Annotated in this window: 10 protein-coding genes, 1 tRNA gene and 3 pseudogenes; 6 read left to right on the forward strand and 8 right to left on the reverse strand. The window is 61.0% G+C overall.

Features of this window, described 5'->3' with window-relative positions:
• Nucleotide 1: 1 nt before the first annotated feature.
• Both rpsL and BLIJ_RS13800 read right to left on the reverse strand, forming a co-directional pair.
• The gene (rpsL, locus tag BLIJ_RS10005) at nucleotides 2-373 is read right to left on the reverse strand and encodes a 30S ribosomal protein S12 (RefSeq protein ID WP_003815498.1); all 372 of its coding nucleotides are present in this window, start codon (nucleotides 371-373) and stop codon (nucleotides 2-4) included.
• A 538-nt stretch (nucleotides 374-911) separates the two neighbouring features.
• A pseudogene (locus BLIJ_RS13800) lies at nucleotides 912-1,543 on the reverse strand (helix-turn-helix domain-containing protein).
• A 190-nt stretch (nucleotides 1,544-1,733) separates the two neighbouring features.
• Between BLIJ_RS13800 and BLIJ_RS10020 the strand changes: the two are divergent.
• Nucleotides 1,734-2,612: an Abi family protein gene (locus tag BLIJ_RS10020; protein ID WP_014485077.1), complete on the forward strand. Its 879-nt coding sequence runs from the start codon at nucleotides 1,734-1,736 to the stop codon at nucleotides 2,610-2,612.
• A 230-nt stretch (nucleotides 2,613-2,842) separates the two neighbouring features.
• On the opposite strand, the gene BLIJ_RS10025 is transcribed toward BLIJ_RS10020, so the two are convergent.
• The 3 genes and pseudogenes from BLIJ_RS10025 to istA all read right to left on the reverse strand — a co-directional run.
• Complete coding sequence (locus BLIJ_RS10025; RefSeq protein WP_012578206.1) at nucleotides 2,843-4,108, reverse strand: IS110 family RNA-guided transposase; 1,266 nt, start codon at nucleotides 4,106-4,108, stop codon at nucleotides 2,843-2,845.
• Nucleotides 4,109-4,495: 387 nt separating this feature from the next.
• Nucleotides 4,496-5,201, reverse strand: a pseudogene (locus BLIJ_RS10030) (ATP-binding protein).
• A gap of 260 nt (nucleotides 5,202-5,461) precedes the next feature.
• Nucleotides 5,462-6,281 (reverse strand): annotated as a pseudogene (istA, locus tag BLIJ_RS10035) (IS21 family transposase); the annotation flags it as partial.
• Nucleotides 6,282-6,787: 506 nt separating this feature from the next.
• Between istA and BLIJ_RS10040 the strand changes: the two are divergent.
• The 3 genes from BLIJ_RS10040 to BLIJ_RS14475 are packed head-to-tail and all read left to right on the forward strand — an operon-like array spanning nucleotide 6,788 to nucleotide 9,628.
• Nucleotides 6,788-8,143, forward strand: coding sequence for an IS3-like element ISBlo11 family transposase (locus BLIJ_RS10040; RefSeq protein ID WP_012576493.1), 1,356 nt, complete (start codon nucleotides 6,788-6,790; stop codon nucleotides 8,141-8,143).
• Nucleotides 8,144-8,199: 56 nt separating this feature from the next.
• Entirely contained in the window at nucleotides 8,200-8,871 is a 672-nt protein-coding gene (locus BLIJ_RS10045) for an ATP-binding cassette domain-containing protein (RefSeq protein ID WP_041982074.1), read from the forward strand.
• The gene (locus BLIJ_RS14475; RefSeq protein WP_126386350.1) at nucleotides 8,864-9,628 is read left to right on the forward strand and encodes an ABC transporter permease; all 765 of its coding nucleotides are present in this window, start codon (nucleotides 8,864-8,866) and stop codon (nucleotides 9,626-9,628) included. The genes BLIJ_RS10045 and BLIJ_RS14475 overlap by 8 nt, the downstream gene beginning before the upstream one ends.
• A 118-nt stretch (nucleotides 9,629-9,746) precedes the next feature.
• On the opposite strand, the gene BLIJ_RS10050 is transcribed toward BLIJ_RS14475, so the two are convergent.
• Entirely contained in the window at nucleotides 9,747-10,808 is a 1,062-nt protein-coding gene (locus BLIJ_RS10050) for a bile acid:sodium symporter family protein (protein ID WP_012578211.1), read from the reverse strand.
• Nucleotides 10,809-11,144: 336 nt separating this feature from the next.
• On the opposite strand from BLIJ_RS10050, the gene BLIJ_RS10055 reads away from it, so the two are divergent.
• Nucleotides 11,145-11,220: transfer RNA gene (locus tag BLIJ_RS10055), tRNA-His, on the forward strand.
• A 122-nt stretch (nucleotides 11,221-11,342) separates the two neighbouring features.
• On the forward strand, nucleotides 11,343-12,368 hold the full coding sequence (locus tag BLIJ_RS10060) for a threonine aldolase family protein (protein WP_012578212.1): 1,026 nt from the start codon (nucleotides 11,343-11,345) through the stop codon (nucleotides 12,366-12,368).
• A 146-nt stretch (nucleotides 12,369-12,514) separates the two neighbouring features.
• Here the strand turns inward: BLIJ_RS10060 and BLIJ_RS10065 are convergent, their stop codons facing one another.
• Nucleotides 12,515-13,675 (reverse strand): glycosyltransferase, encoded by a 1,161-nt coding sequence (locus BLIJ_RS10065; protein WP_012578213.1) that lies wholly within the window; start codon nucleotides 13,673-13,675, stop codon nucleotides 12,515-12,517.
• Between the two features lie 96 nt (nucleotides 13,676-13,771).
• Nucleotides 13,772-14,962, reverse strand: a complete 1,191-nt coding sequence (locus BLIJ_RS10070; RefSeq protein ID WP_012578214.1) for a pyridoxal phosphate-dependent aminotransferase — start codon at nucleotides 14,960-14,962, stop codon at nucleotides 13,772-13,774.
• Nucleotides 14,963-15,350: the final 388 nt, after the last annotated feature.

The following is a 15,350-nucleotide window of genomic DNA, read 5'->3' on the forward strand; positions in this document are numbered from 1 at the left end:
CTTACTTCGCCTTCTTTGCTCCATACAGGGAACGACCCTGCTTACGGTCCTTGACTCCCTGGGTATCGAGCGCGCCGCGCACGATGTGGTAACGCACACCCGGGAGATCCTTCACACGGCCGCCACGCACGAGCACGATGGAGTGCTCCTGCAGGTTGTGGCCCTCGCCCGGAATGTAGGCGGTGACTTCGATGCCCGAGGACAGGCGCACACGGGCGACCTTACGCAGAGCCGAGTTCGGCTTCCTCGGGGTGGTGGTGTAGACACGGGTGCACACGCCGCGACGCAGCGGGCTGCCCTTCAGGGCCAAAGTCTTGGACTTCTTCGGCTTTGCCTGACGTCCCTTACGGACGAGCTGTTCGATAGTAGGCAACTTGAATTCTCCGATTCAGTGGTTTCTCTTGCTTTGGTGCGGCCGCCGCACTGCGCCCACACTTTTCAGCACACTCGCTTGGTATCCGCCTGTTGGCGACACCCGACGAATCGGAAAAGATAGCCCAGTCCACCGGCCCGATGGCCTTCGCCCCTCCCGTCGGCGCATTACTGCGTGCGATCAGCGGTTTGAAGGATATCCCAACTCGCTCGCCTGTCACATAAGGCGCGCTGTTGGCACACACGAATATCTATATTACGATTCCGCCGGACAACGACGCGCCGAGGGATGGCGCGGGTCCTCGGACGACGAACGCCCCCGCGCGAGCCTTGCCGCGCGGGGGCGTCGCCCAGGAGGTTACATCATATCTCTTCTCGCCACATACCACCTGCATACCATTGACGTTCAGCACGCCCTTCGTGCTCTTCCATATACGATGGGAACCTCCGGCGGCCCGGCCTCCTTGCCGTACTACCTTGCCGCTTTCCTCACCATCGATTCTACCAAAACCACCCTGGCGAAACGCGAGCCCCGTTGTCTATTTAGAGGTGCAACACCGCTGTTGATCCTGCAATTCCCGCAGTTCCCCGGCCATGCCCATCCGAATCTCGCCGCGTTCGGGCGGATACCGGCGGATCATGCCGTTCCAGTTCTCGTCGCCTCCCCGCCGCCGGCTGGAGTATGGGTCGGCGAAGCACGTGTCCATGCCCGGCCCGTCGCGCAGGCGCGTGCGACGGGCGAACCCGGCGCCGTCGTCGCACGTGACGGCGACGCGCGCCGGCCGGCGGCGGACGCTCGGAGATGGGAACCCGTCCGGGAATCGGGAAACGCGACGTCCTCCCGCCGCCACGCCCGCGCCGCCACCCGCGACCACAGGCGTTCGCATGACGGGCGGTGGTGTCTGCGTGGTTTGGCGCGCCTGCGGTCGGCCTTGCGCCGCGCGGGGCCGGCGATGTAGCAGCGGCCCGTCTTCGGACGCTTCGGCCGGTACGGCCGTCAGGACTCGTTCTCGTTGGACGGGAACCACGTGTCGCGCCTGATCTCCCTGCTGATGCTGGACGGGCTGCGTCCCGGCAAACGGGCCATCTTCCTGACGCCCGTGCCGTTGCCAACCTCGATCCGGATGACCTGGAGTTCCTCTTCCGACAGGTGCGAATATACTTCTCCCATGGGTGCGACATCCCTTCGGACTGGTTATCCGGACGATCTCCAATCCAACGGGCGTTGCACTTTCATTTAGACAACGGGCCACTTGCTTCTGTGCACCGGTTGATATACTGTTTATGTCAACAGTAGCCTCCAAGCCTCCTAACAGTGCTCAAATCCGGGGGCTCTTGTTTTATCCATGGGAGGCGGAGAGGTGCGTAAGCAGGCCAAGTCGGTGTTCGAGATGATCGAACTGCTCAAGCAGCGCGGCCTGACCATCGATGTGCCCGACATGCCAGGCATCCTGTTGGACAATAACTACTATCGCCTGTCCGCGTATTTCCGCCCGTTCCAGAAGGATCCGGCGAACGGTGACAATGATTTCCGACCAGGTGCGAAGGTATCCGATTTCCTTACTCCCTTTATGCTGGACGACCAGTTCCGCCGCCTTATCCTTGAGGGCACCTCGCGTCTGGAACTGACACTCCGTGCGCGCCTCGCCTACAACCTGGCGCTGAACGGCGACGCCTACAACTATGACGAGCCGGATTCCTATCGTGACATCGCGTATCCGAACGGCATGTTGAAGCGAGACGCCCTGATCTCGAACATCAAGGGCTGGGTGTCCCGTTCCCACGAAGTATGCATCCGCCACTACCGCCACCAGCACGAGCAGCCACCGGTGTGGGCCGTGGTGGAGGTGCTACCGTTCGATACCTTGTCCAAGATGCTCCAGTTGCATCTGGACATGGATGCCGTGGCCAAGACAGTGCTCTCGCTGGGATTGTGCAAGAACCGCCGCCGTGCCTCGGAAATCGTGCACGCGATGGTTTACCTGCGCAACCTGTGCTCACATCACTCTCGCCTGTGGAACCGCGAGATGGTGATCACCCCGGCGGTGCTCAAGGACATGAGGGCGGCGTTCCCGGAATTTGCATACGAAGACAAATCAGTTGGCAACTCGCTGATTGTGCTCATGTATCTCGTTGACCGTATCAACGGCGACCGGGAATACTCGCACAGAATCCTTGATTTCCTGGCACAGGATGATTCATACCGGCATGGCATCCTCCATCCGCTGCACTGGGACTAGAGCCGAGACAACAGCAAAGATCGGGACTGGTCCGCTAACCATCTAGGGTGTGTTTACGCTATTTAGGTTTTGCGTGATAATTGTCGTATGTGTATGCCGGGGTATGACGTCACGCTTGACCGGTTCATGAGGGTCGCGCATCCGTTGCCGCGTCGGCGCGGCAACGTGGCGGTCGGCAACCACACGTTCGTCAACGCCCTGCCGTGGATGCGCCGTGTATTTCGATGCTCCTATACATTGTCAAGCGTTTGGGTGTGTTGTTTTGGGTTGGTTGTCGAGTGTATCCACTGGATGGCCCGTTGCTCGAGTTCGGGAAGGTCGCGTGCGCCGCGTTCGATCTCGCTGATGCGGCTCGAGGGCACGCAGAGCGCCTCGCCGATCTGTTGCTGGGTGATGTTCCGGCTGACGCGTAGTTCGCGCAGCTTGGCGCCGCGTTCGGCCGGGGTCCCGCGTCCGACCTCGCCGTTGCGTATGCTGATGAGCGCCCGGTATGCCTCGCGGGCGATGAACCGTTTGACGCAGCGGATGATCTCGAGCTTGCCTTTGCCCTCGCGGGTCTTTTTGGCCATGTAGTCGCGGGTCGGCTTGTGGTATCGCAGGCGGACGATGGCGATGCGGTGCAATGCCATATTGCCCTGCCGGTTGCCGCCTTTGTTGAGCCTGTGTCGGTTGGTCCTGCCGCTGGACGCGGGGATGGGGCAGACGCCGCAGAGTTTGGCGAACGCGGCCTCGCTTCGGATGCGTTCGGGGTTGTCCCCGGCGACGATGGCCAGGGTCGCGGCGATGACGGCGCCCGCGCAGTACATGTCGAGCAGCGGCCTGGCGTGTTCCTCGAGGATCAGGCGCATGCGTTCCTCCAGGAGACCGGCCTGCCGTTTGAGCGCCTTCCATGCCTTGGCGGCGGATTTCAGCGCGGCCAGCACGCTCCGCTCGACCAGGCCGCCGGCCGGTCTGCATTCGGCGAGCCTGTTCATGCGGGTCTCGCTCCTCAACCCCCGGTAACGTTCCCTGATGGGTTCCGGGGCGGCGGCGAGCAGCCCGTTCGTCGAATCGGGGATCGCGGTCATCGCCGACACCAGTTGGGATCGCTGCGCGTTGAGGTGGCGCAGTGCCTCGACCCAGCCGTCCGAGCTTTTCGGCAGGCTCGTGCCGTCGCCGGCCATGACGCTACGGGCAGCGGCGACCGCGTCGAGGGGATCGGACTTGCCGTCCCTGCGGCGCACGCTTCGCCTGGGGCGCGGCACCTCGCGCACCTCGTATCCGGCGGCAGTGAGACGACGGGCCAGGGCCGCTCCGAACGAGTTCGTGCCCTCCACGCCCACGGCCGCGACCCTGCCCGGCCCGGGCGGCATGCCGATCAGCCTGTCGTATCCGTCCGGGTCCGCCGTGAACGTCTCGGCGCCCAGCGGCCTGCCCCGCTCGTCGAGCAATGCGATGGTGTGCGTGTCCGTGTGGGTGTCGATCCCGGCCCGCACCACTTCGTTCGGCGGCGTCATCGTTGTCGTTCCTTTCCATGTGTTCGGATGCCTCCCGGGGGCTTGCGGCGCAGACAGGACGTTGACGGGGCACGCTACCATGGTTCTTGCGGGATCCGACGGGAGCGGCCACGCTCCCATGGGGTCATGCATCCATGGCCCACGGGTCGGCGGCCATGGGCGGGACAAATCAAAATAAGGACAGCCACCGGAACCGATGGCGTCAGTCAAATGTGGGGTCACCGCCCAAGCCGTCATCCACCATTATCACCGATCAGAAACCGGCATAACCATTATCAACGTCAAATCGAGGTGGACGCTTTCAGCACTTAATCTGAACACCTTCGGCGTTCAAGTTGAACGCCGTCGGCGGCTGTTTCCTTGTTTTTTGTTGTTTGTCTGGTTGGCTTACTTCATGAGGGAGTGTCTGTTCCGGTAGGATTCGCCGTGGAAGCGGAGGATCCCGCCGTGGTGCACGATGCGGTCCATGACCGCGGCGGCCATGTCCCCGTCGCCGAACACGTCGCCCCACCCGCCGGACCCGAAGTTCGAGGCGGAGACGACGCCGCGGGTCCCGTAGCCGTCCGCGCCGGCCTGGAACAGGAGCCCGGCCCCGTCGATGTCGATGGGCAGGCAGCCGAGCTCGTCGATGATGACCAGCCCGGCCCCGCCGATCGCCTTAGGCTCTTGGTCGAGACGGTTCTCGTCCCTGGCCTTCCTCAGCCGCATGACCAGGCTCGAGGCGGTGAAGAACATGACGGGAAACATGCGCTGACAGGCGCGCACGCCGATCGCGATGGCCAGGTGGGTCTTGCCGCGGCCCACGTCGCCGTGGAGCACGAGGTCCTCGGCCCGTTCGACGGACTCCAGGCTTTCCAGCTGCTCGCGGCCCCGGTCGGCGGGGAACGAGGCCATGCCCCCGGTCGTAGCCGTCCAGGGTCTTGTTCCGGGGGAAGCCGGCCCGTCCGGGCAGCCGCCGCCGTTTGGATCCGGCCCGGCTGGCGTTCCCGGCCTCGAACAGGTTGGCCAGGAAGCCGAGCTGGCCCGGGGTCGCGTTCTCGATGGCGTCGCGCGGCACGCTGTGGGTCAATGGCGGGTTGCGCGCCAAGGTCATGACCTGTCCGGGTGTGGCCTTGTCGACCACTCCGCCGCCGCGCTTGCGCGGCTGGCCGTCGTGTGCGCTCATGCCCGTCCCTCCATGTATTCGTCATGGTGTTTCGGATCCTGGCCGCCCGAGGAGCCCTTGCCCTCGAGGACACGTCGGGCGCATGTGGCGATTGCGGCCCGGTCGATGGTCCGTCCGGCGTCGATGACGGTCTCCACCGCTTTGACGATGGCCGCGAACCCGCATTCGGCGGCCACGACGCGGATGTCGTCGAGCCACACGTGGACCGACGCCCGGAAGCCCTCGGCCGACGGCATCGGCACCATCGGGTCGCGCCCCGCGAAAGCCGACCGCGTTCTCCACGCCGCCCTTCCCGTGGCCGGAATACGGGTCGCGGAACCGGGGCCCGAACCCGTAGCGCGCGCGGAACAGGGAGAACAGACGGGTCCGGGCGGCCGTGCCGTCGGCGTTGCGGTGGCCCACGCCGACGGCGTTGTCGAACACCACGACCCCGGGCGCCATGCCCGTCCTCTCGAACACCTCCGGCAGACCCCGGCACACGCATTCCGCGGTCTCGCCCGGCAATGCCGCCACCCGGCGCATGTTCGAACACGGGAACGACACCGCCAGGAAATGCACGACCCGTTCCACGCCAGCGACCACGGCCCGGGCCTGGCCGAAATCGACCTGCGCGCTTCCCGGCGCCCACTTCGATTCGGCGAAGCCGTCCGACCGCGCTCGATGCCCCCGCCTCCAACGCCTGACCCGGCGCTGCACCAACGAGTACGGGCCCGTGAACCCGCATTCCCCCACAAGCCGCTCGTACACGCGGGTCGCGGTATGGCGTTGCTTGACCGGCATGCGCAGGCCGGCGGCCGGCCATCCGTCCACGACGGCCGCGTACCCGTCATCAACCAGCGATCCACCCGCGCGAGCGCCGTCCGACGATTCGGGTGAATAATCCCCATGGTTGGCGTACCTGACCACGGTCGTGCGCGATACGCCAAGCCTTCGTGATATCTCCTTGTGGCTCAGGCCTTGGCGGTCGAGCTGCCTGATACGCCGTCGGACACACACCGGTGTCGTCATTTCCTTTCCTCCCGAGAACCATCGGTTTGGTTGACGGGCACTCGGGAATCCATCAAGGAACCAGACGATGCCGGTGTTCTTATTCCACCGGCACCGTCACCGCCGGCGATGTCCAAATTGAACGCTCACGGTGTACAGAAACAAGTGCCGACGCCGAACACCTTTATTCGATCACATACACTCCTCTTCCGACAGGTGCGAACATGCTTTCCCCATGGGTGCGACATCCCCTCGGACTGGTTTTCCAGACAATCTCCAATCCAACGGGTGTTGCACTTTCAATTAGACAACGGGACGTTCAACTGGAAGCGCTTGGTATGATAGGGGAATCGGCATAGTCGTGGCCGCCATTTTCGGATTCGTACTTTATTTGTCTGTACGGCGGAGCAATAAGGATGGAGAAAAGTGATGGATGAGCGACCATGGGTTATTAAAGTGGACTCGTTGTCTAAGTACGGGGATGCGGACGGAAAGTTGGACGCTTGGGCGTCCGGATTGGAGTCCGCATGTTTTCGATGGAGGATCGGCGCAGGGCCGTTGACCTGTATTTCACGGAGGGCATGACCATCAGGAAGGTCATTGCCGAGCTTGGTTACCCGTCCGAGGGCGCGCTGGTGAAATGGGTTCGCGAGGACCCGCGTTACACGGGCGCGTGCAGGCGTTCGTATACGCTGGAATGCAAGACGAATGCGGCCAGACGCGCGCTCGAGGGCGAGCCCCTCGCCCGCGTGGCGCGCGACGCGGGTTGCACGCCGACGAGCGTGTACCAGTGGATGCGCCGCTACCGGAGCGAGGGGATACTGGGACTGATGGACAGGAGAAACGCGCCGATGCCGGCCGAACCGATGCCCGCGGCCGGCGATGACGTGGAGGAGCTGCGCCGGCAGGTGGAGGTCCTGCGGCTGGAGAACGCGGTGATGCGGGAGACGATCGATGTTTTAAAAGCCGACGACCCGCGCCTCGACCCGTCCATGCTGACGAACAGGGAGAGGACGCGGGTCGTCGACGCGATCAGGGGTGAATTCGGCCTGGCGGCCTGTCTGAAGGCCGTGGGGCTGAAACGCAGCACCTACTATTACGAGCGCGGCGCGATCGCCGCGGGCGACAGGTACGCCGTGCTGCGGGCCCGCGTCGCCGGCCTGTTCGAGCAGGGTGGGCGCGCATGGGGATACCGGACCATCCACCGCATGCTGCGCCTTGACGAGTCCGACCCGATCGTCGTCTCGGAGAAGGTCGTCAGGCGGATCATGCGCGAGGGGGCCATGCGGCCCGTGTACCTGAAGCGGCCGAAGCGGTGGAGCTCCTACGCCGGCGAGATCGGCGAGGCCCCGGCGAACCTCGTGGAGCGGGACTTCCACGCCGACGCGCCGAACATGCTGTGGGTCACGGACGTCACCCAGTTCACCATGGACGGGTACAAGTGCTGGCTTTCCCCGGTGGTCGACTGCTTCGACGGGATGGTGGTCTCCTGGACCTTGTCGCGCTCCCCGAACGCCGACATGGCGAACCGGATGCTCCTTGACGCGGTCGCCACGCTCAGGGACGGGGAACATCCAATCATCCATTCCGACCGCGGCTGCCACTACCGGTGGGACGAATGGATCCGCATCTGCGAGGAGCACGGGCTGATCCGGTCGATGAGCGCCAAGGGATGCAGCCCGGACAACGCGGCCGCCGAGGGGTTCTTCGGCAGGCTCAAGAACGAGTTATTCTACGGGCGGGACTGGAGGGGCGTGGGCTACGAGGAGTTCCGCGAACGCCTGGCCGCCTACCTGACCCACTACAATGAAACCAGGATCAAGAAGTCACTGGACTGGATGAGCCCCGTGCAATACCGCAGAAGTCTTGGACTGGCCGCCTGACCGTCCAAAAAAACATCCGCACCCCCTACTATGGGAAAGTGTGCGCAATTCGCGATATGTCTTTCGAGGTCCCTCAAGGCTCAGTTACTGGATTTGTTGGTCCTAACGGCGCAGGCAAATCTACCACGATGCGTTGCATACTGGGGCTAACAAAACCCTCGAAAGGGTCGGCCAGTGTGTTTGGAACCGACTACTCCAAACTCCAGAATCCTGCGCGTCGAATTGGCTCAGTTTTGGATGCATCAAAGCAACATCCAGGTAGAACCGGGCGTAGTATATTGCTCGCAGCGGCAGATGTTCTCGGCATAGCGTCTTCCAAGATTGAGTTTGCTTTGGAGTCTTGTGGACTGACAAGCGCCGAGAGCAGGCGGCGGATCGGTACCTACTCTTTGGGAATGAGACAGCGTCTAGCGTTGGCTCTCGCCATATTGCCCGAGCCAGAGCTTCTTATTCTGGATGAGCCGATGAATGGTTTGGATCTAGAGGGAATTCATTGGATGCGGAGCTTCCTTAGAGACTTTACCCAAGCTGGGGGAACTGTTTTCCTAAGTTCACACTTGTTAGGTGAGATGGAGAAAATTGCTGACAGTGTTGTTTTAGTCGGTAAGGGGCAGATAATTGGGTCGGTGTCAATTAGTGATCTAAAGGGGGCTGGTAAAGGCTTAGAAGAGTTCTATTTGGAACAAACCGCGAGTGTCTCTCGGGGAAGTGTGGTTAACAATGGCTAATAATCTTAATGATTATGTCAAACCTGTTTCAGATTCAAAGATGTCAGGCATTATAAAATCTGAACTGAGGAAAGCTTTTGGTACTCGTGCGAGCATAGCTATAACCTTGGTCACCTTGCTGTTGACCGTTGGAATGAGCATTTGGTCGGCTGTATTGCTGGAAGCTGGGGAGTCTTGGTACATACCTTTCAAACAGGTGGCGAGTCCCCTAATCACTATAAGCCCACTCCTAATCATTCTTTTGGTTTGTGAGGAGTGGGATAAGGATAGTGCGCTAGTAACTTTTACGCAGGTTCCCAAGCGGTCTCGAATTGTGATTGCTAAAACTGTGGTAGCGGTCTTGATTTTCTCAGCTAGTTTTGCCGCTTCATTACTATTAACATTGATTGTTTCAGTTACTACATCGAGTATTCATCATTTTAGTCTAGATTGGAAAGCTTCACTATCGGGCTTTCTAACTCTTGCGCTACCGTTGTTGGTGAATATGGGTCTGGGGCTCGCTATGGCTTTATTCTCGCAATCTACCGTAATTTCAATCTCATTGTATTTCATCATTCCTCCGGTCACAGTGATGCTATCGCAGATAAATTCCATATCAGAATATGCTAGATGGATTTCGCTGGGACACTCGTCTTCAATTTTTGTAGCCGGTCTAACCCCTCAAACTTATTCTCAGATTGTTGTTTCAGTGATTTTCTGGATAGTTCTGCCGTTCGTACTAGGTTTTGTGAACATCTGCAGACGAGATATTTCATAGCCCTAACTTGATGCACTTTTGCCGAAAAAACATTGAACATAAACACGAGACCACCCTACCGGCGGACACGCCGCGAACGCCCGGCCCGCCGACTTCGCCGCGCCGGGCGACGGCCTTCTCAGGCGACGGACGGGGCGGTCTTGGCGGCATCGGACGGACGGGCCGCGTCGACGACGTTCGCCGCGGAGCCCTTCTCGCCGTTGTCGGAATCCCAATGAATCTCATGCCGGTCATCATGGTTGCGCCACCAGCTGGACAGGATGGAGCCGGAAATGTTGTGCCACACGGAGAAGAACGTGGACGGCACGGCGGCGAGCGGGTTGGACGCGAAGGAGGTCAGGGCCAGCGTGGCGCCCAGGGCGGAGTCCTGCATGCCGACCTCGAAGGTGATGGCTTTCTGCTGTGCGTAGCGGAAGCCCTTCGGGTAGATCTTGTACATCAGCTTCGAGAAGCCGAAGCCCAGCGAGTAGCCGCACAGATTATGCAGGATGACCACCGGGATGGCCATCAGGGAGCTGGCCACGAACAGCTTCGGACCGTTGGCGGCGACGACCACGCCGATGATCAGCAGGATGGCCACCTGAGACACGATCGGCAGGGCCACGGTGACCTTCTCGATCTTCTTGCCGAAGACCATGTGGCAGATCACGCCGAGGGCAATCGGGAAAAGCACCACCTTGACGGCATTGAGGAACAGGGATTCGACCGGCACGCTCACATACTGGGAGGCCAGCAGCTGCATCAGCAGCGGAATCATGAACGGGGCGCACAGGGTGGAGAGGATGCCGATGGAGACATCGAGGGCCACGTCACCACGGGACAGGTAGCTCATCACGTTGGAGGAGGTGCCGGACGGGCAGCAGCCGACGAGAATCACGCCCACGGCCAGCGGGCCGGACAGGTGGAAGACCGCGCACAGGGCCACGGCGACGAGCGGCATGATGACGAAATGGGCCACCGTGCCGACGATGACCATCATCGGCTGGGTGAGGATGCGCTTGAAATCGTCCAGCGTCAGGGTCAGACCCATGCCGAACAGCACGATGCCCAGCATGTAGCCGGTGTACGCCTTGCCCCACAGGCTGGCGGCCGGCACGAAGTAGTTGAAGACGGCCCAGACGATGACGATGACCGTAAACCACTTGGTCAGCCAATCTGCAAAGGCTTTAACCTTTTCCATGGTGTTTCTCTTCCCTTGTTCGGTGTAGGTAACATCGCATGAAACTAGGCGGGTCGCGGTTGATATGAAACATAATGCTCACATTGTGAACGCTCACGTAATCATCTCTGCAATCCCCAGTCGCACCATCACGCCGTTGTGTGCCCTGACTTTTCATCAATCGCTGCACAAGACCCACTCGTCCACATCCCACCATTTGAGACAGCCCACAGCCTGGCCCCAAGAATGAAACCAACCACTTGATTCCATCGCGACACACCGATGAGCACACATCCGAAAAGTTGTGTATAGTATTCACCTGTTGTGCGAATTCAGCTTGCTGAATACGGCACTATGGTGGCCATAGCTCAGTTGGTAGAGCATCTGATTGTGGTTCAGAAGGTCGCGCGTTCGAGCCGCGTTGGCCACCCCAGTAAAACCCTTCCGTTCGCGGAAGGGTTTTGTTTTTCCTGAATTCCCCGCTCCTGCAGGGAACCACCGCGTTGTACACTCGGGCATATCCAATTCACCGAACATAAGGACAAAAGGTCCGTCATGCTGTCTTTTGAGAACGATTACTCCCGCGCCGCCCATCCCGCAGTGCTTGAAGCCGTGGCTGAAGCCAACAACCATCTGTATCCGGGCTACGGGTCCGACGAACTGAGCGATCAGGCCAAGGCCAAGATCCGCGAGGCCTGCGGCCAGCCGGACGCGGATGTGTGGTTCCTCGTCGGCGGCACGCAGACCAACCAGGTCGTCATCGACACCATCACCCCGGCGTATGCAGGCGTGGTCGCGGTCGCCTCCGGCCATCCGAACGTGCACGAGGCCGGCGCCATCGAGTTCTCGGGCCACAAGGTGCTTACGATTCCCCAGCACAACGGCAAAATGGATCCAACCGAACTGGACGAGTTCTGCAAGACCTTCTATGCGGACGGCAACTACGAGCACATGGTGTTCCCTGGATCCGTGTACGTCTCGCAAAGCACCGAATATGGCACCATCTACTCCAAAGCCGAACTGCAGGCTATCGCCGATGTGGCGCATAAGTACGATATGCCGCTGTTCGTGGATGGCGCGCGACTCGGCTACGCGCTGACCGCCACTGGTTCCGACATGACGCTCACGGATCTGGCGACCATCGCCGACGTGTTCTACATCGGCGGTACCAAGGTGGGTGCGCTGTTCGGCGAGGCCGTGGTGTTTACCAAGCACAACACGCCGAAGCACTTCCTGACCCGCATCAAGCAGCACGGCGCCTTGCTGGCCAAGGGCTTCGTGCTGGGCGCGCAGTTTGACGCCTTATTCACCGACAACCTGTATTTCAAGATTGCCCGCAGCGCCAATGAGGCGGCCGATCGTATTCGCGAGGCCCTGCGCGCCAAGGGCTACATGCTCACTTTCGAAGCGCCCACCAACCAGATTTTCGTGACGATGGATCAGCCGACCATCGACCGTCTGGAGCGCGAGGTCAAGCTCGGCTTTACCGAGAAGGCCGACGACACGCATACCGTGATGCGCATCTGCACCAGCTGGGCCACCACGCATGAAGAGGTCGATCAGCTTATTGAGGTGTTGTAAAACCCTTCGCTAATCTCTCTCTCCGTCATCGCTTCGCGATGCCACCTCCCTCATCAGAGGGAGGTTTTTTCGTAGCTCCCGCCGATGAGGGAGCTGGCCGCCGCAGGCGGACTGAGGGAAAGACCTCTCCGCAAACGAGAAGGCTCCTACTCCCCTATCGCCTTGCGTTCCATATCCACGAACTTGTGGACCGAGGCTTCCACGGAATAATGCGCCTTGGTGTATTCGGCGTATTTCTCGCCCCATTCGGCGCGCTCGGCCTGATGTGCGATCCACCAATCGATGCGTCGGGCCAGCAGGGCCGCGTCCCGCACGGGGAACAACGACTCATCGATCAGCGCGAACTGGCCGGCCGCCGACAATTCGGACGCGGCGATCACCGGCACCAATCCGCACGCCATCGCCTCGATCACGCTCACCGATTCGATGTCGGCAATCGAACAATGCACGAACAAATCGCCCGAACGCAACAAATCGGGCATATCGGCGTGCTTGTGGAATCCGATATCGGCCTTGCGCGCCAGCAAACGCCCGGCGCGGAACTTGAGATACTGCTTGAGCGGCCCAGTACCGGCGATCACCAGCTGAATATCGCCGGCGTGGCGGGACATCGACACCGCCTTGATCAGCGTAATCTGATCTTTCTCGCTGGCCAGTCGGCCGGAAGCGACGACACGGAACGGCACGGGAGCCGAGGCATCCGGATCGGCCGGCTTCTTCGGCGAATACACCGGTGAATAACCATTGGAAATCACGTGCAACTCGGCTTTATACCCGTGCGCGCGCAACAGGCTCGCGGTCATTTCGGTGGGCACATGGATGTGGTCAATGTGCTTGTACAGCCAGTGCTTGAACAGCCAGTACAGGAAGCTGGAAATACCGGGAATGCGACGTAGCGGGCCGGCCGAATACAGCACGTTCTCCGGCTGCAGGTGGAATCCGGCAGTCACGGGAATGCCCATTTGGTGGGCGACTTTAGCGGCACGACGGCCGAATTTGAACGGCATATAGATATGCACCACATCCACGCCTTGGAAGGCGGTGCGGAACAACGTGTCGCTGGGTTCGGCGAATTGCATGAGCTGCTTGGCGGCCACCCACGAGACGAGCGGCACCTTATTCACGCGCGCCGGATATTCGGGCGCCCCTATACCGACAAGCCTCACATGATGGCCTTGCCGCTCCAATTCCGCAGCCCATTGCAAGGCCGAATTGGAGGTGCCGTTGCCCTGATTGCCCACCGTATCGACCACAAGAGCGATAGTCAGCGGACGATCAATGCTCTCTTCAATCCCGTTTTCGCGCATTGCCTCATCCTAAACCACCGCGCGGCAATGGCGTCGGCCGCGCTGCCTGAACGCGTGTGAAATGGTATGGGCTGCCGCATTTTGCCCAATATTGAATCACGCGCTTCGCAGCGCACGATCGGCGCGGGCCACGGCCTGGAACAACTCGGCGGTGTGCTTGAGCAGACTGATGCGCACCCAGCCTTCGCCCGCCTGACCGAAGCAGACCCCCGGCATCAGCGCCACGCCGGCCGTGTTGAGCAGCCAATCCACGAATGCGGCGGAATCGCCATGCCACCGCACCGGCACGCGCGCCCACGCGAACAGGCCGCCTTGGGCCTCGGCCACCGGCAGACCAGCCTGGGTAAACCCGTCACGCACCACTTCAAAACGATGCTGATATTGCACAGCCAGCAGCTTCACCGTGCTCTGATCGGATTCCAGCGCCACCGCACCGGCCTGCTGAATAACGCTGGAAGCCAACACCGCAGTCTGCCGGTGTACGGCTTTGACGGCAGAGAGGACTTCGGCGTTGCCCGCCACGAATCCACCGCGCCAGCCGGCCACCATATACATCTTGGACAGCGAGCCAAGTTCCAGCGCCACGTCCAGCGCGCCCGGAGTCTCCAGCAGGCTCAGCGAGCGCACGTCGCCGAATTCGAGCCCCGCATAGGCGAAATCGTTAAGTACGATGAATCCGTATTGCTTGGCCAGGCGCATGGCCGTCTCATACAGTTCGGGTGTTGCGGCCGCGCCGGTCGGATTGTTGGGATAGTTCAGAATCAGCAGTTTGGCGCGAGTCCATAGCGCTGGGTCCACCGCATCCAAGTCGGGCAGGAATCCGCGGCTCGGGTCAGCGGGAATCGCCTCGAACTGGCCACCGGCCACTACTGTTGAGCCCTCGTACTGCGGGTAATACGGGTCGACCGCCACCACCGTATCTCCCGGATCGACCAGCGCCTGGATGACGGTGGTTATGCCGACGGACGAGCCGGAAGTCGCCAGCAGCTGGGTGGCGGGGTCCACGGTGACGTTGTGCTGGCGCGAATACCAGCCGGCAATCGCATTCAGATATTCCGGAAGCCCATCAAATGGCGGGTACCGGAACAGGGAAGGATTGTGGGAAGCGTGAGAAAGCGCGTCCTGTACAAAGGATGGCGGCCAGCCATCGGGATTCCCTTTGCTCAAGTCGATGATATCCTTGCCAGCGGCGACGGCTGCTGCAGCGCGTGCGTCCGCCTCAGCAAAAGGATTGCCGGGCAGACTAGCCGCCCGTCGAGAAATCAGAGCCGCGTTCGACGTCGGCATGTCGCCCTCCCCCTTCGACTATTGCCGGCGTGCCGGCTTGTAGCCTGAAACGCCGGAACCGACACGCCGCTATTCGCTATATGTCGCATCCAAAAATGTTGGCCCGACCGCCCCATACTTCATCGGCCGGTGATTGCTAAGGTACGACGGCTCTGTTACACACGCAATGGCGTGTCTATACGCAGTATTTATGGCGGGTTACGGGCATCTGAATCTTCATGGGGCGGTAACCTGCCCATGGGGCGGTATTTACCCCATGGGGCGGTGAAATTCCCATGGGGCGGTAAGGCAAAACGGCTTAATTCCGCGGTTTCACAAAACCAACAAACCGCCCCATGGACTCATTACCGCCCCATGAAGCCGGATATTCCGCCCGTAATTTTGGCCG

Origin of the sequence: Bifidobacterium longum subsp. infantis ATCC 15697 = JCM 1222 = DSM 20088, assembly GCF_000269965.1 — a bacterium.
GTDB lineage: Bacteria > Actinomycetota > Actinomycetes > Actinomycetales > Bifidobacteriaceae > Bifidobacterium > Bifidobacterium infantis.